The 20,182-nt window shown below is 69.1% G+C and carries 18 protein-coding genes; 9 read left to right on the forward strand and 9 right to left on the reverse strand.

All coding sequences use genetic code 11. The annotated features are described in order from the left end of the window. Window positions 1–11: 11 nt before the first annotated feature. On the forward strand, window positions 12–695 hold the full coding sequence (locus B043_RS0107020; RefSeq protein ID WP_018461429.1) for a glycosyltransferase family 2 protein: 684 nt from the start codon (window positions 12–14) through the stop codon (window positions 693–695). Here the strand turns inward: B043_RS0107020 and B043_RS0107025 are convergent. Genes B043_RS0107025 through B043_RS0107035 form a run of 3 tightly spaced genes read right to left on the reverse strand, consistent with a single transcriptional unit; the run spans window position 643 to window position 3,611 of the window. Continuing rightward, window positions 643–1,845 carry a glycosyltransferase family 4 protein gene (locus B043_RS0107025; RefSeq protein ID WP_018461430.1) on the reverse strand — a complete coding sequence of 401 codons (1,203 nt, stop codon included), beginning with the start codon at window positions 1,843–1,845 and terminating at the stop codon, window positions 643–645. The genes B043_RS0107020 and B043_RS0107025 overlap by 53 nt on opposite strands. A gap of 18 nt (window positions 1,846–1,863) precedes the next feature. After that, a complete protein-coding gene (locus tag B043_RS0107030; RefSeq protein ID WP_018461431.1) occupies window positions 1,864–3,036 on the reverse strand; it encodes a lipid-A-disaccharide synthase-related protein in 1,173 nt (390 codons plus the stop codon). Next, window positions 3,033–3,611, reverse strand: coding sequence for a pyroglutamyl-peptidase I (locus tag B043_RS0107035; protein WP_018461432.1), 579 nt, complete (start codon window positions 3,609–3,611; stop codon window positions 3,033–3,035). Before B043_RS0107035 ends, B043_RS0107030 begins: the two co-directional genes overlap by 4 nt. Before the next feature lie 53 nt (window positions 3,612–3,664). On the opposite strand from B043_RS0107035, the gene B043_RS0107040 reads away from it, so the two are divergent. The 5 genes from B043_RS0107040 to B043_RS0107060 all read left to right on the forward strand — a co-directional run bounded on the left by B043_RS0107040 (window position 3,665) and on the right by B043_RS0107060 (window position 12,786). Further along, on the forward strand, window positions 3,665–4,501 hold the full coding sequence (locus tag B043_RS0107040) for a DegV family protein (protein WP_018461433.1): 837 nt from the start codon (window positions 3,665–3,667) through the stop codon (window positions 4,499–4,501). Window positions 4,502–4,533: 32 nt separating this feature from the next. Next, window positions 4,534–7,479 carry a transcription-repair coupling factor gene (gene mfd, locus B043_RS0107045; protein ID WP_018461434.1) on the forward strand — a complete coding sequence of 982 codons (2,946 nt, stop codon included), beginning with the start codon at window positions 4,534–4,536 and terminating at the stop codon, window positions 7,477–7,479. Between the two features lie 66 nt (window positions 7,480–7,545). After that, window positions 7,546–9,837 carry a 3-hydroxyacyl-CoA dehydrogenase/enoyl-CoA hydratase family protein gene (locus B043_RS0107050; RefSeq protein WP_018461435.1) on the forward strand — a complete coding sequence of 764 codons (2,292 nt, stop codon included), beginning with the start codon at window positions 7,546–7,548 and terminating at the stop codon, window positions 9,835–9,837. Between the two features lie 10 nt (window positions 9,838–9,847). Next, entirely contained in the window at window positions 9,848–11,041 is a 1,194-nt protein-coding gene (locus tag B043_RS0107055) for a thiolase family protein (RefSeq protein WP_018461436.1), read from the forward strand. 11 nt (window positions 11,042–11,052) lie between these two features. Beyond that, entirely contained in the window at window positions 11,053–12,786 is a 1,734-nt protein-coding gene (locus B043_RS0107060) for an acyl-CoA dehydrogenase family protein (protein WP_018461437.1), read from the forward strand. A gap of 46 nt (window positions 12,787–12,832) precedes the next feature. Here B043_RS0107060 and cysS read toward each other — a convergent pair whose 3' ends face one another. Then, window positions 12,833–14,272: a cysteine--tRNA ligase gene (gene cysS / locus B043_RS0107065; protein ID WP_018461438.1), complete on the reverse strand. Its 1,440-nt coding sequence runs from the start codon at window positions 14,270–14,272 to the stop codon at window positions 12,833–12,835. Between the two features lie 37 nt (window positions 14,273–14,309). Here cysS and hslO point away from each other — a divergent pair, with 37 nt between their 5' ends. Both hslO and B043_RS0107075 read left to right on the forward strand, forming a co-directional pair. Next, window positions 14,310–15,335, forward strand: a complete 1,026-nt coding sequence (gene hslO / locus B043_RS0107070; protein ID WP_018461439.1) for an Hsp33 family molecular chaperone HslO — start codon at window positions 14,310–14,312, stop codon at window positions 15,333–15,335. Between the two features lie 9 nt (window positions 15,336–15,344). Beyond that, the gene (locus tag B043_RS0107075; protein ID WP_016329735.1) at window positions 15,345–15,758 is read left to right on the forward strand and encodes a universal stress protein; all 414 of its coding nucleotides are present in this window, start codon (window positions 15,345–15,347) and stop codon (window positions 15,756–15,758) included. On the opposite strand, the gene B043_RS0107080 is transcribed toward B043_RS0107075, so the two are convergent. Continuing rightward, the gene (locus B043_RS0107080; protein WP_018461440.1) at window positions 15,747–16,580 is read right to left on the reverse strand and encodes an SDR family oxidoreductase; all 834 of its coding nucleotides are present in this window, start codon (window positions 16,578–16,580) and stop codon (window positions 15,747–15,749) included. The genes B043_RS0107075 and B043_RS0107080 overlap by 12 nt on opposite strands. A gap of 32 nt (window positions 16,581–16,612) precedes the next feature. On the opposite strand from B043_RS0107080, the gene B043_RS0107085 reads away from it, so the two are divergent. Beyond that, window positions 16,613–17,854 carry an aminotransferase class I/II-fold pyridoxal phosphate-dependent enzyme gene (locus B043_RS0107085; protein ID WP_018461441.1) on the forward strand — a complete coding sequence of 414 codons (1,242 nt, stop codon included), beginning with the start codon at window positions 16,613–16,615 and terminating at the stop codon, window positions 17,852–17,854. Here B043_RS0107085 and B043_RS12330 read toward each other — a convergent pair. The 4 genes from B043_RS12330 to B043_RS12935 all read right to left on the reverse strand — a co-directional run bounded on the left by B043_RS12330 (window position 17,851) and on the right by B043_RS12935 (window position 20,122). Beyond that, on the reverse strand, window positions 17,851–18,132 hold the full coding sequence (locus B043_RS12330; protein ID WP_018461442.1) for a HepT-like ribonuclease domain-containing protein: 282 nt from the start codon (window positions 18,130–18,132) through the stop codon (window positions 17,851–17,853). The two genes, B043_RS0107085 and B043_RS12330, sit on opposite strands and share 4 nt — an antisense overlap. 49 nt (window positions 18,133–18,181) lie before the next feature. Next, complete coding sequence (locus B043_RS0107095; RefSeq protein ID WP_026234170.1) at window positions 18,182–18,454, reverse strand: nucleotidyltransferase family protein; 273 nt, start codon at window positions 18,452–18,454, stop codon at window positions 18,182–18,184. A gap of 272 nt (window positions 18,455–18,726) precedes the next feature. Further along, window positions 18,727–19,953: an aminopeptidase gene (locus B043_RS0107100; RefSeq protein WP_018461444.1), complete on the reverse strand. Its 1,227-nt coding sequence runs from the start codon at window positions 19,951–19,953 to the stop codon at window positions 18,727–18,729. 4 nt (window positions 19,954–19,957) lie between these two features. Beyond that, complete coding sequence (locus tag B043_RS12935) at window positions 19,958–20,122, reverse strand: hypothetical protein (RefSeq protein WP_016329728.1); 165 nt, start codon at window positions 20,120–20,122, stop codon at window positions 19,958–19,960. Between the last annotated feature and the right edge of the window lie 60 nt (window positions 20,123–20,182).

Raw genomic sequence — 20,182 nt, forward strand, 5'->3', positions numbered from 1 at the left:
ACAGTATACCCGTGCGGATCAGCGTGGTGATCCCCGCCCACAACGAGGAGGCCTACCTCCCCGCCGCCTTGGAGGCCGTAAGGGCCCAGACCCTTTCCCCCTTGGAGGTCCTCGTGGTGGACAACGCCTCCACCGACCGCACCCGCGAGGTGGCGGAGGCCTTCGGGGCCCGGGTGGTCTACTGCCCCAGGAAAGGGGTGGCCCACGCCCGTCAGGCGGGGCTCCTCGCCGCCCGGGGCGAGTGGGTGGCCATGACGGACGCGGACTCCAGGCCCCTCCCTCACTGGCTGGAGGCCCTTGCCGAGAAGGCGGAAGGGGCGGTGGGGGTCTACGGCCCCTTGCGCTTCTACGGGGTCTCCCCCCTGGAGGCCGCCCTTTCCGAGTGGGGGTATAGGGCCTTTCTCCACCTCATGGCCCTTCTCGGGCGGCCCAACCTGGCGGGGGCCAACCTGATGGTCCTGAAGGAGGTGGCCCTAAAAGCGGGGGGGTTCCCCGAGGTGGAGGCCCGGGAGGACGTGCTCCTGGGCTACAAGCTTAGGGCCCTCGGCCCCCTGCGCTACGCCCCGAGGGCTTTGGTCCTCACCTCCGCCCGCCGGCTTAAAGGGGGGTGGGGGCGGTTTCTCCTGAGGCAGCTCAGGAACCTCATGGGCGATCCTCGAGGTTATTTCGGGGAAGGCGGGGAAAGGGGAAGATGAGCCTTTTCGGCTCCACCTTTAGGATCTCCCGGGCCTCGTCGTAGACGGCCACCACCTTCTCCGCGATCCGCTCTGCCGAGCGCTCCAGGGCGAAGGCCCGGGCCTCGAGGCTGAAGGCGCGCCGCTTCTCCTCGTCCCGGAGAAGAAGGAGGGCCTTTTCCGCCATGGCCTTGAAGTCCCCTGGGGGCACCAAAAACCCCGTCTTTCCCTCCAGAACCCCCTCCAACACCCCTTCCGCCCCCACGGCCACCACCGGCACCCCCATGGCCTGGGCCTCCCAGATCACCAGGCCCTGGGTTTCCGTCTCGCTGGCGAAGAGGAAGAGCTCGGCCAGCCGGTAGTACCCCCCGATCCTCCGGTAGGGCACGGGCCCCAGGAAAAGGACCCGCTCGGCGATGTGGAGCTCCTCGGTTAGGCGCTTTAGGTGGGGAAGCTCCGGCCCTTCCCCGATGTGGACAAGAAAAACGTCCTCCTCCTTGGCGAGCTCCGCCACCGCCTTCAAGACCACGTCAAAGCTCTTTTCCTTCCCGAGCCGCCCCACGGTGATGAGCCGCCTTTTCCCCTCGGGCCAGGGACAGGGGGAGGGGAGGGGGGCTTCCTCCAGGAGGCGGTTGTCAATCCCCGTGGGGATGACCCGGATGGGCCTTTCGATGCCGTAGCTCTCCGCCAGGCGCTTCACGGGCTCCGTGGGGGCGATGACCACCTCCACCCGGTTGTAGAAGGCCTTGGCCAGGCGGGGCACGATCCCTGTGTACCGGTCCAGGACCGCGAGGCCGGGGACGTAGTGGGCGTACTTCTCGTAGTGGGTGTGGAAGGTGGAGACGTGGGGGAGGCCCTTGTTGCGGGCCAGCCGCAAGCCCCAGACCCCCAGGGTGAGGGGGGTGTGGGTGTGCACCAGCTCAAACTCCGTGGGCAGGTGCCGGGCGGAGGGCAGGGCGATCTGCTGCCCCTCGTAGAAGGGGTAGGCCACGGAGGGCACCCGCACCACCCCTTCCTCCTCCTCCGGGGCTTCCGGGTGGTGGGGTGCGATCACCCAAGCCTCGTGGCCCATGCGCCGGAGCTCCCTTAGGAGGAGGTAGACGCTGGTGGTGACCCCGTTGGGGTTGGGGAAGTACACGTCGGTGAAGAGGCCTACGCGGTAAAGGCGCATGCGTTTCCCCCGAGCATACTACGATGGCTCCTGTGCCCTCTCCAAATCTTCCCGGATGTGCCGGATGGCACCCCCAATCCCCCCTGGGGGGCCGATGCGGGCCTTACCGGCCTGGCTGGCCTTCTGGTACAGCTCGGGAACCTTCAGCAGCATAAGGGCTTGCCCTGCGATCCGATAAGGATCCGCCTCCACCAGATGCAACGCGTCCCCTAGGAGCCGCTTCTGCCTTCGGGCAAAGGCCCGGGTGTACTGGGGCCCCGGGGTGGGGAAGGCCACGATGGGCAGGCCCAAGCCGGCGGCTTGCTCGGCCGCGGTGCCTGCGGTGGCCAAGGCCAGGGTGGACCGGTGCAGGATGGCGGAAAACGCGCGGCGCAGAACCCAGGCCACCCGGTCCCCTCGGGTGAGCCGGAGGGTGTCCCCATCCGGCCAGGCCCGTGCCCAGCCTTCCAAGGGGGGGAGGGCTTCCCAGGGCTTAGGCCAGGCCACGAGAGGGGTAAGGGGGAGGTGGCGGCTGGCCTCGAGCATCAGGGGTAGGCTGAAGGCCTCATCCCCCCGGGTCCCGGGCAGGAGGGCGAGGCAGGGGTCAGGGCCTAAGAAGGCCAGGTCCCTTTCGGGAGGGGAAAGCAGGTCCATGGCGAAGCTGCCGTACCAGTAGGCGTGGCGGACCCCCAGGCTTTGGAGCCGTTTTTGGCTCTTCTCATCCCGCACGAAGACCGCCCGGGCCCGGCGGTGGAGGAGGCGCTCGTAAGGGGTGAAGTCGCTGCCCCCCCAGTCCAAGAGGAGCTCCAAGGGGGAGGAGAGGCCTTCCAGGTAATGGGCGGAGACCAGCGGGTTGAGGTGGTAGAGGGGGGCTCCCCGGCCCGCGAAGACCCCCACGCTGAGGGCGTAGGCGTCCCCCACCACCACCACCGCCCTTGGGGGGGGTGTGGCCCGGGCGGCCCGCCACTGGGCCAGGGTCATGCTGAGGAACCCCGCTTTAAGGTCTTCCACCAGGTTGCGCAGGCTTCCGAAGAGGAACCCTCCGGAGGGCATGTCCTTCCGGGGGCCCAGGATGCGCTCGGCCACCCCTTCGTAGGCCTTGCCCTGGCCCACCAGGGGCAAGGCCCATATGGGGGAGGGCAGGCCTCGAGCCACCTGGGCCCCGATGGCGTCCTCCGTGGGGCCGTTGGATATGAAGAGGATAGGCTTCATAAAACGCTTAAGGCCACCCCCACCGCCCGGGCCTGCTCCTTTAGGGGCATGTAGGCCCCCCCGCGCCCTAGGGCCAGGGTCTCGTCCGGGGGGAGGTGGAGGAAGCCCACCCGGACCTCCTCGGGCAGATGGTAAAGGGAAAGGTAAAAGGCCTGGTTGCAGAGGTAGCTCCCCGCGGAGAGGCTGAGCCGGCCCGGGATGCCTGCCTCCTGCCAGCGCTTTAGGGTTTCCCGAAGGGGAAAGCGCGCCGCCAGGGCCAAAGGCCCCCCGGGGACGATGGGGAGGTCCTGGGGTTGGGCTCCCCGGTTATCCGGGATGGGGAAGTCCAGGAGGTTCACCGCCAGGCGCTCGAGGGTGGGGAGGGGGCGGTCCTGGGCCAGGCCCAGGTGGAGGACGGCCCTGGGCCCCAGGGCGTGAAGGCGGAAGAGGACCTCCGGCAGGGCCTCCGCCTCCACGGGCAGGACGGCCTTGACCACCTCCTCCCCCCCAAGCCGGTCCGGGAGGAGGTCCAAGACCGCCTGGGCGGGGTTGTGGTCCAGCCCGCCGAAGGGGGCGAATCTGGTGACGAGGAGCATACGCTTGGGCCATTATAGGGGGTAAATCCTTGACCTGGTATAGGATAAGGGGCGTGGACCTGGGTCTCGTCACCGATACCGCGGCGGACCTTTCCCCCAAGCTCCTCCAGGAGGAGGCGGTGGGCCTGGTGCCCATCTACGTGCATCTGGGGGGTAGGCGCTACAAGGACTGGCAGGAGCTCACCCCCGACGCCCTCTACCAGGCCATGCGCGCGGGGGCCGAGCCCGTCACCGAGCCCCCCAGCGTGGAGGACTTCGCCGAGGTCTACGAGCGCCACCTCCAGGTGTACGATCGTCTGCTCTCCATCCACGTTTCCGGCGAGCTTTCCAAGACGGTGGAAAGGGCCCGCGAGGCCGCCCTAAAGGTGGCCCCCACCCGCATCCGGGTGGTGGACTCGGCCATGGTCTCCGCGGGGCTTGGGGCCATGGTCCTAAGGGCGGTGGAGATGCTTAGGGGGGGTGCGGAGGAGGAGGCCATCGTGCGGGAGCTGGAGCGGCTTAAGCGCTCCAGCCTCTACTTCAGCGTGGCGGACCTCTCCCACCTGGCCCGAAACGGCCGCCTCCCCCGCTTCGGGGAGGTGGTGGGGAACCTCCTCGGCCTCAGGCCCATCCTCCGGATAGAGAAGGGGCACATCCGCTTCCTGAAAGTAGCCCGGGAAAACGCGGTGCCCGAGGCCCTGGCGAGCCTGGTCCTGGGGGAGTTCAGGGGGCGGGTGGCCCGCATCACCATCGCCCACAGCGACGCCCGGAGCGAGTGGATTGAGGGGCTTAAGCGGAGCCTGGAGGGCGCCCTTCGCCTGGAGCGGGGCCGCATCACCCGCTCCGGGGCCACCATCGCCGCCAACGTGGGCCTAGGGGCTTTGGCCGTCCACGCCTACGCGCTAGAATAGGGGGCGTTTGCCCCCTTAAGGGGCAAGGCCCCATGACGCCTGTTCTGAAAACGCTTTACGGGCACCGGCTGGAGCTTCCCCAGGCGGTGCGGGCCCTCCTCTTCGCCCGCGAGACCCCCCCGGCGGTCCTCCTCGCCCCGGAGGAGCGCCTTAGGCGCTACCGGGATCTTTCCGCCTTCGGGGCGCCCGTTTACGTGAACCCGGGCCTCGAGGCCCTGGAGGAGAAGGCCCTCTTCGTCTTCTCCTACGAGGAGGCCCTAAGCCCCTTCCCCGAGGACCCCGCTTCCTGGCGGCTCGTCTTTGAGGTGGGCCGGAGCTACCCGAGGGGGGCCCTTCTGGACCGCCTCCTCCGCATGGGCTACGCCCGGGACGAGGACTACCGGGTCTTGGGGGAGGTCTTGGAGCTCCTCGAGGGGGAGGTGCGCCTCCTCTTCTTCGGGGACGAGCTGGAGAGGATTTTGGTAAGGGGCGAGGAGGTGCGCCGCCACGTCCTCCTCCCCAAGCCGGGGAAGGCCGAGGGCTTCACCTCTAAGAAGATCCTCCACTTCCCGGGGGCGGTGTACCTGGACACCCCCGCCCTGGCCCCCAAAGCGATCTTCCCCCTCCTCCAGGGCCGGCCCCTGGTGGCCTTTGGGGGCGGGGTGGACCTTCCCCCCTTGGACCTCGGGGTAAGGCCCCTTCCCCCCTACCGGGGAAGCCTGAAGGCCTTGGAGAAGGACCTCGCCCGCTGGCTTGCGGAGGGGCGCCGGGTCCACCTCTTCGCCGGGCATGGGCGCACCCTGGAGTACCTGAAAAGGCGCCTTGCCCCTTTCCAGCCCCTCCTCCTGGACCGCTACCCCGCCCCCCCGGGGCGGCTCGCCCTCCTCCCGGGGGCCTTTGAGGGGGGGGCGGAGTGGGGGGAGGAGGTCTTCCTCACCGAGGCCTTGGTCTTCGCCACCGGGGCGGTGCGGGGGCGGATGAGGCGGGGGGAGGGGCTTTCCGACCCCTCGGCCCTCTCCCCGGGGGACTACCTCATCCACCCCGAGCACGGCATCGGCCAGTACCTGGGCCTGGAGACCCGGGAGGTTTTGGGGGCCAGGCGGGACTATCTGGTCCTCCGCTACCAGGGGGAGGGGCGGCTCTACCTTCCCGTGGAGCAGCTTCCCCTTCTCAAGCGCCACCCCGGCACCACGGACGACCCCCCGGAGCTCTCCTCCTTGGGGAAAAACGAGTGGAAAAGGGCCAAGGAGCGGGCGAAAAAGGACGTGGAGGAGCTCGCCCAAAGGCTCCTCGTCCTCCAGGCCAAGCGGAGGGCCACCCCGGGCCGGGCCTTCCCCCCTCTCCCCGAGTGGGAGGCCCAGGTGGCCCAGGGCTTCCCCTACGCCCTTACCCCCGACCAGGCCCGGGCCCTGGAGGAGGTCCTGAGGGACCTCGAGGCCCCCTACCCCATGGACCGGCTGGTCTCGGGGGATGTGGGCTTCGGCAAGACGGAGGTGGCCCTCAGGGCCGCCGCCCGGGTGGTGGGCCACGGGGCCCAGGTGGCCTTTTTGGTCCCTACCACCCTGCTTGCGGAGCAGCACGGCAAGACCTTCCGCGAGCGCTTCCGGGCCCTGCCGGTGCGCATCGGGGTCCTCTCCCGCTTCACCCCCCCTAAGGAGGAGGAGGCCATCCTGAAGGGGCTCAAAGAGGGCACGGTGGACCTCGTCATCGGCACCCACCGCCTCCTCCAGCCCGACGTGGCCTTCAAGGACCTGGGCCTCCTCATCGTGGACGAGGAGCACCGCTTCGGGGTGGCCCAGAAGGAACGGCTTCGGGAACTGAAGGCCAACGTGGACACCCTCTACCTCTCCGCCACCCCCATCCCTCGCACCCTGTATAGCGCCCTGGTGGGGCTTAAGGACCTCTCCAGCATCCAGACCCCCCCGCCTGGGCGCAAGCCTATCCGCACCTTCCTTGCCCCCTTTGACCCCCTTTTGGTGCGGGAGGCCATCCTCCTGGAACTGGAGCGGGGGGGGAAGGCCTTCTACATCCACGACCGGGTGGCCACCATCGAGGCCCGGCGCCGCTACTTGGAGAACCTGGTGCCCGAGGCCCGCATCGGGGTGGTCCACGGCCAGATGCCGGAGGCCCTCGTGGAGGAAACCATGCTCCTCTTTGCGGAGGGGGCCTACGACGTCCTTCTGGCCACCACCATCGTGGAGTCGGGCCTGGACGTGGGGGAGGCCAACACCATCCTGATTGAGCGGGCGGACCGGCTGGGCCTGGCCACGCTGTACCAGCTCCGGGGCCGGGTGGGCCGCCGGCAGGAGGAGGCCTACGCCTACCTCTTCCACCCCCCCCGCCTCACGGAGGCGGCGGAGAAGCGCCTCCTGGCCATCGCCGACCTCTCGGATCTCGGAAGCGGCCACCTCCTGGCGGAGAAGGACATGGAGATCCGGGGGGTGGGGAACCTCCTGGGTCCCGAGCAGCACGGGCACATCAAGGCCCTTTCCCTCGAGGTCTACACGGAGCTCCTGGAGGAGGCCATCCGCCGGCTGAAGGGGGAGGCCCCCCTCGAGGCCCGGCCCCCCCTCACCCTGGACCTGGCCCTCTCCGCCCGCCTCCCCGAGGACTACATCCCCTCCCTGGAGGCGCGAAGCCTCTACTACGGCCGCTTCGCCCAGGTGCGGGGCCTGGCGGAGCTCTCCCGGTTGGTGCGGGAGCTCAAGGGGCGCTACGGCCCCCTGCCCGAGGAGGCGGAAGCCTTCGTTGAGCTTGCCCGGCTCCGCCTGGTGGCGGAGAAGAAGGGGGTGCGCTCCATCACCGAAAGCCTCACCCACCTGGAGGTGGTCTTCGGCCACTGGCCCCTGGACTACGACGCCCGGGGGCTAAAGCACCTCCCCCAGCGGGCGGAGATCACCCAGTACCCCCCGGGCTTCCGCCTGGAGAAGCGGGGCCTAAAGCCCAAGGACTACCCCGAGGCCCTCCTCCAGGCCCTCTACCTCTTCGCCGACCGATAGGGGGTTCCCCCTTTGACAGGGGCGGGGCCTCGTCGTAAACTTTGACTCAGTATAAGGAGGTAGGCCATGATCAAAAAGGTTGGCGTGGTGGGCGCGGGGACCATGGGAAGCGGGATCGCCGCCCTGGTGGCCAGCGCCGGCATCCCCGTGGTCCTTCTGGACATCCCGGGGAAGGAAGACCGGAACGAGTACGCCAAAAGGGGCCTGGAAAGGGCCCTCAAGGCCAGGCCCGCGGCCTTCATGGACAAGGACCTGGCCCGCTACGTGGAGATCGGCAACACCGAGGACCACCTGGACAAGCTCAAGGACTGCGACTGGGTGGTGGAGGCCATCATTGAGAAGCCCGAGCCCAAGCAGGCCCTCTACGCCCGCCTCGAGGCCCTCCTGAAGCCCACGGCCATCGTGACCTCCAACACCAGCGGCATCCCCATGAGGATCCTCCTGGGGGGCCGCTCCGAGGGCTTCCGGCGCCGTTTCCTCGGCACCCACTTCTTCAACCCCCCCCGCTACCTCCACCTCCTGGAGCTCATCCCCACCCCGGAGACCGACCCCGAGGTCCTAAGGGAGATCCGCCGCTTCGGGGAGCGCATCCTGGGGAAGGGCACCGTCTTGGCCAAGGACGTCCCCGGCTTCATCGCCAACCGCCTGGGGGTCTACGGCATGGTCCAGGCGGTGCGCCTCATGGAGAAGCACGGCCTCACCATTGACGAGGTGGACGCCCTCACCGGCCCCCTCCTGGGCCGCCCCGGCTCGGCCACCTTCCGCACCGCGGACCTCACGGGCCTGGACGTGCTCAAGCTGGTCACGGAGGAGCTGGCCCACGCCACCGGGGAGGACTTCGCCCTGCCCCCTTGGGTCCTCCGCCTGGTGGAGGAGGGGCGGCTTGGGGAGAAGGCGGGGGCGGGGTTCTACAAGCGGGTGAACGGGGAGATCCTCACCCTGGACTACCACACCCTGGAGTACGTCCCCCGCGCCAAGCCGAACCTCCCCGAGCTTGGTGCCCTAAAGGACCGGCCCCTAGAGGAGCGCCTCCAAGGGGCCTTGGACCTTCCCGGCAAGTACGGGGCCTTCCTAAGGGAGCTTTTCGCCCGCACCGCCCACTACACCCTCCTGAAGGCCGAGGAGATCGCCTACGACCTGGTTTCCGTGGACCAGGCCCTGGAGTGGGGCTTCGGCTGGGAGATGGGGCCCTTCAAGAACATGGACGCGGTGGGCCACGGGCGGCTTAAGGCCCTCCTTGCGGAGCACGGGCTTTCCGAGCCCCCCCTCCTGGCTAAGGCCCAGGGGGCCTTCTACAAGGACGGGACCTACCTGGGCTTTGACGGGGCCTACCACCCCCTGCCCAAGCGGGAAGGGGTCCTCTCCCTGAAGGCCCTAAAGGCGGAGGGGAAGGTCCTTTTGGAGAGCAAGGAGGCGGCCCTTCTGGACCTGGGGGACGGGGTGGCCCTCCTGGAGTTCCGCACCAAGATGAACGCCATCGGGGAGGGGGTCATCCGCATGCTCCAGAAGAGCCTGGAGTTCGTGGAGGAGAAGGGGTATGTGGGCCTGGTCATCGGCAACGAGGACCCGCGGGCCTTCTCCGCCGGGGCCAACCTGGCCCTCATCCTTTCCCTGGCCCAGGAGGGGGACTGGGACGAGCTCGCCCTAGCGGTGCGCCAGTTCCAGAAGGCCTCCATGTCCCTGCGCTACAGCCCCTTCCCGGTGGTGGTGGCCCCCTTCGGCCTCACCCTGGGGGGCGGGGCGGAGTTCACCCTGCACGCGGACGCCGTCCAGGCCCACGCGGAGCTGTACATGGGCCTGGTGGAGGCGGGGGTGGGGCTTCTGCCCGCGGGGGGCGGGACCAAGGAGATGCTCCTCCGCTTCACCCAGGAGCTTGCCCCCTACGAGGAGGCCGACCCCTTTGAGGGGGTGAAGCGGGCCTTCAACCTCATCGCCCTAGCCCGCACCTCGGAAAGCGCCCTCGAGGCCCGGAAGATGGGCTTCCTGCGCGACCGGGACCGCATCAGCATGAACCGGGACTTCCTCCTCCAAGACGCCAAGCGCCGGGTGCTGGAGCTGGCCCCCGACTACCGCCCGCCCCTCCCGCCCCGGATCCAGGTCCTGGGAAGCGAGGCTTTAGGGAACCTGCGCTACGCGGTCTGGGCCTTCCGGGAGGCGGGGGAGATCTCGGACCACGACCTGCGCATCGGCCTGGAGATCGCCTACGTCCTCTCCGGCGGGGAGGGTCCCAGGCGGGAGGTGTCCGAGTGGGACCTTTTGGACCTGGAGCGGGAGGCCTTCTTGAAGCTCCTGGGCACCCGCAAGACCCAGGAGCGCATCGCCTACACCCTTAAGACGGGCAAGCCCCTTAGGAACTAGAGGTGGAGCCATGCAGGAAGCCGTGATCGTCAGCGCAGTGCGGAGCCCCGTGGCCCGGGGCAAGAAGGACGGGGCCCTGGCCACCCTCCACCCGGTGGACCTCTCGGCCCAGGTGATGCGGGCCGCGGTGGAGCGGGTGGGTTTGGACCCTAAAGAGCTGGAGGACGTCCTCTGGGGGTGCGCCATGCCCGAGGCGGCCCAGGGGCTCAACATCGCCCGGCTGGCCCTCCTCCGCGCGGGCTTCCCCGTGGAGGTGGCGGGGGCCACCATCAACCGCTTCTGCTCCAGCGGCCTCCAGACCGTGGCCATGGCCGCCCAGGCGGTGATGACCGGGATGGCGGAGGCCGTCTTGGCGGGCGGGGTGGAGATGATGAGCCAGGTGCCCATGTCCGGCTACCACACCCGCCTCCACCCCGACCTCACCCCCACGGAGTGGAGCCCGGAGACCTACTCCACCTACATCGGCATGGGCTTCACCGCGGAAAGGGTGGCGGAGCGCTTCGGCATCAGCCGCGAGGACCAGGACCGGTGGGCCCTTAGGAGCCACCAACGGGCGGCCCAGGCCTGGGCGGAGGGGCGTTTTACCGAGGTGGTCCCTATCCGCGTCCCCAAGGTGCGCTACCAGGGGACCAAGAAGGTGATGGAGGAGGTCCTCTTTGAGCGGGACGAGACCGTGCGCCCCGAGACCAGCCTCGAGGCCCTCTCCAAGCTCAAGCCCGCCTTCAAGAAGGGGGGCACGGTGACCGCGGGGAACGCCAGCCCCTACTCCGACGGGGCGGCGGCGGTTTTGGTCATGAGCCGGGCCAAGGCGGAGGCCCTGGGGCTTAAGCCCCTGGCCCGCTTTGTGAGCTTCGCCGTGGCCGGGGTGGAGCCCGACGTGATGGGCATCGGCCCGGTGAAGGCGGTGCCCAAGGCCCTGGCCCGGGCCGGGCTCACCCTGGACCAGATCGGCCTCATTGAGTTCAACGAGGCTTTCGCCGCCCAGGTCCTGGCGGTGATGCGCGCCCTGGGGATGCCCGAGGAGAAGACCAACGTGAACGGCGGGGCCATCGCCCTGGGCCACCCCTTGGGGGCCACGGGGGCCAAGCTCACCGCCCAGCTCATCGCCGAGCTCTCCCGCCGGGGCGGGGGCTACGGCCTGGTGACCATGTGCATCGGCGGCGGCATGGGGGCCGCGGGGGTCTTTGAGGTGTACCCGGCCTAGGAGGGAGTGCCATGACCGAGGAGAAGAAGCTTTGGAAGAAAGGCGGCGGCTGGCTTCTGGAGGCTCCCGAGGGGATCTACACCCCGGAGGACTTTGACGAGAGCGTCAAGGAGATCGCCCGCACCACCCGCACCTTCGTGGAGCGGGAGGTCCTCCCCCTTCTGGAGCGCATGGAGCACGGGGAGCTGGAGCTCAACGTCCCCCTCATGAAAAAGGCGGGGGAGCTCGGGCTTCTCGCCATTGACGTCCCCGAGGAGTACGGGGGGCTGGACCTGCCCAAGGTCATCTCCACCGTGGTGGCCGAGGAGCTTTCCGGGAGCGGGGGCTTTTCCGTCACCTACGGGGCCCACACCTCCATCGGCACCCTGCCCCTGGTCTACTTCGGCACGGAGGAGCAGAAGCGGAAGTACCTCCCCAAGCTGGCCAGCGGGGAGTGGATCGCCGCCTACTGCCTCACCGAGCCCGGCTCCGGCTCCGACGCCCTGGCGGCCAAGACCCGGGCCACCTTGAGCGAGGACGGCCGCCACTACATCCTGAACGGGGTCAAGCAGTGGATCTCCAACGCGGGCTTCGCCCAGCTCTTCACCGTCTTCGCCAAGGTGGACGGGGAGCACTTCACCGCCTTCTTGGTGGAGCGGGACACCCCCGGGCTTTCCTTCGGCCCCGAGGAGAAGAAGATGGGCATCAAGGCCTCCTCCACCCGCCAGGTGATCCTGGAGGACGTGAAGGTCCCGGTGGAGAACGTCCTGGGGGAGATCGGCAAGGGGCACAAGATCGCCTTCAACGTCCTCAACGTGGGCCGGTACAAGCTGGGGGCGGGGGCCGTGGGCGGGTCCAAGCGGGCTTTGGAGCTCTCCGCCGCCTACGCCAAGGCCCGGCAGCAGTTCGGGCGGCCCATCGGGCGGTTCGGTCTCATCCAGGAGAAGCTGGGGGAGATGGCCAGCCGCATCTACGCCGCGGAGAGCGCGGTCTACCGCACCGTGGGCCTCATTGACGAGGCCCTTTTGGGGAAGAAGGGCGCGGAAGCGGTAATGGCGGGCATTGAGGAGTACGCGGTGGAGGCCTCCATCATCAAGGTCCTGGGCTCGGAGGTCCTGGACTACGTGGTGGACGAGGGGGTGCAGATCCACGGGGGCTACGGCTACTCCCAGGAGTACCCCATTGAGCGGGCCTACCGCGACGCCCGCATCAACCGCATCTTTGAGGGGACCAACGAGATCAACCGCCTCCTCATCCCGGGCATGCTCATCCGGCGGGCCCTGAAGGGCCAGCTTCCCCTCGTGCAGGCGGCCACGCGCCTGCAGAAGGAGATCCTGGAGCCCAGCTTTGAGGAGCCCGAGGACCGGGAGGCGGCCTACATCGCCGGGCTTAAGAAGCTGGCCCTCATGGTGGCGGGCCTGGCCCTGCAGAAGTACGGCCAGGGGGTGGAGGAGGAGCAGGAGGTCCTGGCGGCGGTGGCGGACATCCTCATCGATGCCTACGCCGCGGAAAGCGCCCTCCTCCGGGCCCGCAGGCTTCAGGGCGTGGCCCAGGACATGGCCCAGATCTACCTCCTCCAGGCCGTGGACCGGGCCCAGGCCCGGGCCCTTTCCGTCCTGCCCCGCCTGGTGGAGGGGGACGAGGCCCGGGTGGTCTACTCCGCCGCCCGCCGCTTCACCAAGCGGGACTACGTGGACCTGGTGGCCCTGAGGCGGCGGGTGGCCGAGGCGGTCCTCGAGGCCGAGGGCTACCCCATCCCCCGCTAAGCCCTAAGCGCCTTTCCCCCCGCAAAGGACCCTTTGCGGGGGGCCTTTATTCCAGCCGCCACTTGGGGCCCTCCTTGGTGTCCTCCACGATGACCCCAAGGGCCTTAAGCCTTTCCCTGATCAGGTCCGCCTTGGCGAAGTCCCGGGCCCGCCGGGCCTCCTCCCTGAGCTCCAGGAGGAGGGCCATGAGGCCTTGGAGGAGGGGCCCGGAAACCTTTTCCTCCAGGACCCGTTCCGGGAAGAGGCCGAGGATGCCTTCCCCTAGGGTGTGGAAGACCCTTTCTGCCCGCTCCAGGCTCTCCCTTCCCGCCTCGGGAAGGAGGCGGTTTAGCTCCGGAAGGAAGGTGAAGAAGGCGGCCAGGGCCTCGGGGGTGGAGAGGTCGTCCTCTATGGCCTCCAGGAAGGCCTTCTCCAGGGCGTCCAGGGCCCTTTCCAGCTCCGGGGTGGTGCCGGAAGGGGCCTGGGCCTTCCTGGCCCGCACCTCCCGGTAGGCCTGGAGGAGGCGGGCGTAGCCCCGTTCGGCGGCCTCGAGGCCCTGGAAGGTAAAGTCCATGGGGCTCCGGTAGTGGGTCTGGAGGAGGTAGAAGCGGAGGGCCATGGGCTCGTGGGCCTTTAGGAGGTCGTGGAGGAGGACGAGATTCCCCGTGCTCTTGGCCATCTTTTCCCCTTCCAGGAGCACGTGGTTGTGGTGCATCCAGTGCCGGGCGAAGCGGTAGCCCGCGGCCTCCGCCTGGGCGATCTCGCACTCGTGGTGGGGGAACTGGAGGTCTATGCCCCCCGCGTGCAGGTCAAACCCCTCCCCCAGGTACTTCAGGCTCATGGCCGTGCACTCAATGTGCCAGCCGGGGTACCCCTCCCCCCAGGGGCTTTTCCAGCGCATGAGGTGGCCCGGCTCCGCCGCCTTCCAGAGGGCGAAGTCCAGGGGGTCTTCCTTCTCCTCCCGCACCTCCACCCGGGCCCCCGCGCGGAGCTCCTCCAGCCTTTTCCCCGAAAGCTTCCCGTACTCGGGGAAGGCCCGCACCCGGAAGTACACGCTTCCCCCCCGCACGTAGGCGAAGCCCCGCTCCAGAAGGCGCTGGGTGAGTTCCAGCTGCTCGGGGATGTGCCCCGAGGCCCTAGGGGCGATGGAGGGCCTCAGGACGTTTAGGGTCTGCATGGCGTCAAAGTAGCTCCAGGTGTACTTCTCGGCCACCTCCATGGGCTCGAGCTGCTCCAGCTTGGCCCGCTTTTGGATCTTGTCCTCCCCCTGGTCGGCGTCGTCCGTGAGGTGGCCCACGTCGGTGATGTTGGAAACGAAGCGCACCCTGTACCCCTGGTGGAGGAAGTAGCGCCTCAGCACGTCGTAGACGATGGGCCCCCGGGCGTGGCCCAGGTGGGGGTCGGCGTAGACCGTGGGTCCGCACACGTAGATGCCCACGTGCCCCTTCACCGCGGGCTCAAAGGGGACCTTCTTCCGCTGGAGGGTGTCGTAGAGGACAAGGCCCATAGGGCGATTATAGGGGTTCGTGCCATAATGGCGGGGTATGGGACGGATCCTTCGGGCCCTGGCGGGGGAGGGGAACCTCCGGGTGGTGGCCGCGGACACGGGGGACGTGGTGGAGGAGGCCCGCCTCCGCCACGGCCTTTCCCCCACGGCCACCGCCGCCTTGGGCCGGGCCATGACCGGGGCGCTCCTCCTGGCCCAGCTCCTTCTCAAGACCCCCAAGGAGCGCCTCACCCTGCGCCTCGAGGGAGATGGCCCCTTAGGGGGCGTGGTGGTCGAGGCGGACCCCATGGGGGGGGTGAGGGGGTATGTGAAGAACCCCAAGGCGGAGGTCCCCTTGCGGGAGGACGGCAAGCTCAACGTGGGGGCCGCGGTGGGGCGGGGCTTTTTAAGGGTGGACCGGGCCCTGCCCAACGGGGAGATCTACACCAGCACCGTGCCCCTGGTCTCGGGGGAGATCGCCGAGGACCTGGCCCACTACCTCTGGCAGTCGGAGCAGATCCCCTCCGCCCTCCTCCTGGGGGTGCGGGTGAAGGGGGAAGGGGAGGTGGAGGCCGCGGGGGGCATCGCCGTCCAGGTCCTCCCCGGGGCCTCGGAGGAGGTCCTGGGCCGCCTCGAGGCCAACCTAAAGGACTTCGGCCCCCTCACGGAGCGCCTCCGCAAGGAGGGCCTGGAGGGGGCGTTGGCGGCCCTTTTCCAGGGCCTGGGCCTGGAGCGCACGGACCTCCGCGCCCTGGGCTATGCGGAAAACGAGATCCCCGCCCGCTTCCGCTGCCGCTGCAACCGGGAGAAGGCCCTGGAGGCCCTGGTCTTCTTCACCCCCGAGGAGCGGGAGGACATGATCGTAAAAGACGGCGGGGCGGAGGTGATCTGCCACTGGTGCGGGGCGGCCTACCGCTTCAGCCCCGAGGAGATCCGCTCCCTGGTGGCCGAGGTGCGCTGCCCGGACTGCGGGGCCCTGTGGCTCTACCCCAAGGCGGACGGCACCCTGTTCCGCATAGAGGGGGACACCTGCCGGTGCGGCCGGAGGGTGGAGCTGCCCGGGGAGAGGCGGGCGGAGGCGTAGACTAGGGGCATGTTCAAGACCATCCTCCTGGCCTACGACGGCTCGGAGCACGCCAAGCGGGCGGCCCAGGTGGCCAAGGCGGAAGGGGAGGCCCATGGGGCCCGGCTCCTTGTGGTGCACGTCTACGAGCCCGTGCCCGACTACCTGGGGGAGCCCTTCTTTGAGGAGGCCCTGAAGCGGCGCCTGGAGCGGGCGGAGGCGGTGCTAAAGGAGGGGCTTGCCCTGGTGGGCCTTCCCCCGGAGAACGGCCTTCTTCTAGAAGGGGAGCCCGCGGGGGCCATCCTGGAGGCGGCGCACGGGGAGAAGGCCGACCTCATCGTCATGGGCACCCGGGGCCTTGGGGCTTTGGGGGGGCTTTTCCTGGGGAGCCAGAGCCAGAAGGTGGTGGCCCAGGCCCCCTGCCCGGTGCTCCTAGTGCGCTAGCCGCCGGAGCACCCTCAGGATGAGGGCATCCCGGAGGGCTTCGGGGAGGAGCCTTAAGAGGCGGACCTCCCGCGCCCGGGCCGGGTGGGCCACCAGGTAGCGGGCCCTGGGGCGGGGGTGGGTGAGGGCCTTTAGGACCGCCTCGGCCACCCGTTCTGGGGGAAGACCCCTTTTGGCGTTTCGCTCCGCCATCCTCCGGGCGGCTTCCAGATAGGCCCCGTAGACCCCTTCCGTCCCCGGGGGCGGGGGGAGGAGGTAGCCCTCGGCCCAGCGGAGGCTCCGCCCCCAGATGGGGGTGGCCACGGAGCCCGGCTCTACCAGGACCACCTTGACCCCGAAGGGGGCAAGCTCCACCCGTAGGGCGTCCGCCAGGGCCTCGAGGGCGAACTTGCTCGCCGCGTAGGGCCCCATGAGGGGAAGGGCCAAAAGGCCCGAGACGGAGCCCATGAGGACGATCCGCCCCCTTCCCCGCCTCAGGTGGGGCAGGAAGGCCTGCACCGTGCGCAGGGCCCCGAGGACGTTCACCCTGAGGCCCTCCTCCACCACCTCGGGGGGCACGAGCTCGAGGGGGCCTGCCGGGGCAAGGCCGGCGTTCGCCACCAGGCCGAAAAGCGCTTCGGGAATGGCTTCCTGGGCTTGCGCTAGGTCCTCGGGGCGGGTGACGTCCAGGGGGAGGGGGATGAGGCCCAGGGCCTCTAGCCTCTTGAGGTCCTCCGGCTTCCTGGCCCCCGCGTAGACGGTAAACCCCCGCGCCTTCAGGAGGGTGGCCGTGGCCAGGCCGATGCCGCTGCCCGCCCCCGTGACCAGAACGGTCCTCTCCATGGGCCACCAGCTTACCGGCTAGACTAGGGGGCATGAGGTACGAGACCCTGGCGGTGCTGGCGGGGCTCCCTGAGGATCCCCACGGGGCGGTGGGGCTTCCCATCTACGCCGTGGCCGCTTACGGGTTCCCCACCCTGGAGGAGGGGGCGGAGCGCTTCGCCACGGGGGAAGGCTACGTCTACGCCCGGCAGAAGGACCCCACAGCAAAGGCCTTGGAGGTGCGGCTTAAGGCCCTGGAGGGGGCCTTGGAGGCGGTGGCCGTGGCCTCGGGCCAGGCGGCCACCTTTTCCGCCCTCCTCGCCCTCCTCCGCCCGGGGGACGAGGTGGTGGCCGCCAAGGGGCTTTTCGGCCAGACCATCGGGCTTTTGGACCAGGTCCTAAGTCCCCTCATGGGGGTCAGGGTGCGCTACGTGGACCCCGAGCCTGAGGCCGTGCGGGAGGCCCTTTCGGAGAGGACGCGGGTCCTTTTCGTGGAGACCGTGGCCAACCCGGCCCTCCTGGTCCCCGACCTCGAGGCCCTGGCGGAGCTGGCGGAGGAAAGGGGTGTGGCCCTGGTGGTGGACAACACCTTCGGGGCCGCGGGGGCGCTATCCCAGCCCCTCAAGTGGGGGGCCCACGCGGTGGTCCAGAGCCTCACCAAGTGGGCCTCGGGGCACGGCTCCGTGCTGGGCGGGGCGGTCTTGGCCCGGGAAACCGGCCTCTGGGCCCGCTTCCCCCAGTTCCTGGAGCCCGACCTAAAGGGAAGGGTCCCCTGGGAGGCCCTAGGCCCCCGGTGTTTCCCCGAAAGGGTGCGCCAGCTCGGGCTTTCCCTGGGGGGGATGAGCCTAAGCCCCTTCAACGCCTACCTCCTCTTCCAGGGCCTGGAGACCGTGGCCCTAAGGGTGGGGCGGATGAGCCAAAGCGCCCTGCGCCTGGCGGAGGCCCTTAGGGCCCACCCCAAGGTGAAGGCCCTCCGCTACCCCGGCCTCCCCGAGGACCCCGCCCACGCCCGGGCCCGGAAGTACCTCACCGCCTTCGGCCCCGTCCTCACCCTGGACCTGGGGAGCCTGGAAGGGGCGAGCCGGTTCCTGAAGGCCATCCGCCTCCTCAAGGCCCCCAACCTGGGGGACGCCCGCACCCTCCTCGTCCACCCCTGGACCACCACCCATAGCCGCCTCAAGGAGGAGGCCCGCCTCGAGGCCGGCGTGACCCCGGGGCTCGTCCGGGTCTCCGTGGGTCTGGAGGACCCGGAAGACCTCCTCGCGCTCTTCCAGGAGGCCCTGGAAAGCGTCTAGCGGTTTAGAAGCTCCTCGGCCTTCGCCACCAGCTCGGGAAGGTGGCGGTGCACCACCCCAAAGACCACCGCGGGGTCTACGCGGGCGTAGGCATGGATAAGGCGATTCCGCATGGCCATGACCTGGGGGGCTTCGGGGAAGAGGGGCTGGATTTCGGGAAAGTGCTTGATGGCTTGGGACAGGGCTTCCCCCACGATCTCTAGCTTGCGCTCCACCGCCGCTCGGAGGAGGGGATTTTCCACAAAGTCATGAAAGGCGATGCCCTGGAGAAACACCATGGCCTCCCTCCCCGCCTCTCAAATATCCCACATGTACCCTTTGAGGTCCCTAAGCGGCATAGATTTCTTGAAGGTGTTCCTCTATGCGGGCACGCACGAAGGGGTTTTGTAAGCTCTGCGTTTCCAAGAGATCCACAGGAAGGCCCAAGAGCTCCTGGAGTTCCAACATTAGGTCCAGATAGTGGCTGGCATGCTCCTCGGGGGGCATGGGTAGGAACTCCACCAGGAGGTCCAGGTCGCTGGCCTCCTGGGCTTCTCCCCGGGCGTGGGAACCCACCAAGCAGAGCCTTTTGACCCTGTGGCGCTTTAGCAGTTCTTGCACCTCTGGGCCCCCTAGCTGGGATACGAGGTTTTCCCGTGCGTCCCTTGCCAAGGACTTCCCCCCTTGCTTCCAGTTTAAGCCCTCCCTAGAGGTGGCGTAGGGGTTGACTCCCAGAATACACAGTCCCAAGCTCTAGGCTTACCCACCCCTTCCGTAGGTAAAAGGTGCCCACCCTTTTCTGCCTTGATCGGGGTTAGGAAAATCCCCGGCCCTTTAGGTGGGGGCCGGGGATAGACGGGCCCGAAGCCCTAAACGCCTTTGCCGTGGGACCTCTAGACCACCCACACCCCCTTGCGCATGAGGGGGACGCGGGTGCCGTCCTCGTAGAGCCCGTCCACGTCCACCTCCTCCGAGCCGATCATCCAGTCGATGTGGATGAGGCTCCGGTTGGCCCCCCGCTTGAGAAGCTCCTCCCCCGTGGGGTGGCCCTCGAGGTTCTCCGCGTAGGCTTGGCCGAAGGCCAGGTGGCTGGCGGCGTTCTCGTCAAAGAGGGTGTCAAAGAAGACCAGGCCCGTCTTGGCGATGGGGTTGTCCGCGGGGACCAGGGCCACCTCGCCCAGGCGCCTGGCCCCCTCGTCCGTCTCCAGGGCCTTGAGGAGGAGCTCCGCGTTCTTCTCCGCCCCCACCTCCACCGCCACCCCGTCTTGGAAGCGGGCCCAGATGCCCTCCACTAGCTCCCCCCCGAGGGCCAGGGGGCGGCTTGCGCGCACCACCCCTTCCACCCGCGCCCGGTGGGGGGCGGTGAAGACCTCCTCCGTGGGCAGGTTGGGGTTGCAGACCACCCCGTTCTGGGCCTCCGTGGCCCCGCCCTGCCAGAGGTGGCCCTCCGCCAGGCCCACGGTGAGGTCGGTGCCGGGGCCCCGGAAGTGGAGGGCGTGGAAGCGGCGCGCGTTCAGGTAGGCCACCTTCTCGTGGAGGCGGCGGTTGTGCTCCCGCCAGGCCGCCACGGGGTCCTCTTCCAGGACGCGGGTGGCCTGGAAGATGGCCCACCAGAGCCTCTCCACCGCCTCCTTCTCGGGAAGCTCCGGGAACACGGCCCGCGCCCAGCCCGGGTGGGCGAAGGGGACGATGCTCCAGTTGGTGGCGAACTCGGTGATGGCCTTGAGGGCGGGCTCGTAGGCCTGGGCCTGGGCCTTCTGCGCCCGGCCGATCCGCTCGGGGTCCAGGCCCGCAAGGGCCTTGGGGTCGTTCCCGGAGACCGCAAGCCTGGCCGCCCCCTCGCGGAAGGCCCGGCCCATGCCCTCGTAGAGCCAGGCTGGGGCCCGGTCCAGGTCCTCCGGGGCCACCCGGGAAAGCCGTTCCCGGGCCAGGACGTTGTCGCTGTAGAGCACGGTGAAGAGGCTTGCCCCCGCCTCGTAGGCCTTCTTGGCCAGAAGGCGCACGAAGTCCACCGCCTCGAGGGGGGCGGTGGCGATGACCTCCTGGTGGGGTTGTAGGTTAAGCCCCACCCGGATGCCCAGTTCCGCAAGCCGCTCTAGGTTCTCCTCAAAGGTGCGCACGCCCTCAAGTCTTTTCCTTTCCCTCCCTGGCGTCAAGGGGGCAGGCGGCGGGGCGGGCGAAGAGGAGGACCAGGCCCGCAAGGAGGAGGAGGGGTGGGCGACCTTCGGGGAAGAGGAGGGCCAGGAGGAGAAGCCCCCCCACGAGGCCGTAGCGCAGATAAGGGCGCATGGCTCCAGTATGGGACATTTCTCCCCCAAGGGAAAGGTGTAGGGTAGGGAAGAGGTGACA

Origin of the sequence: Thermus oshimai DSM 12092 (assembly GCF_000373145.1) — a bacterium.
GTDB classification, from domain to species: domain Bacteria; phylum Deinococcota; class Deinococci; order Deinococcales; family Thermaceae; genus Thermus; species Thermus oshimai.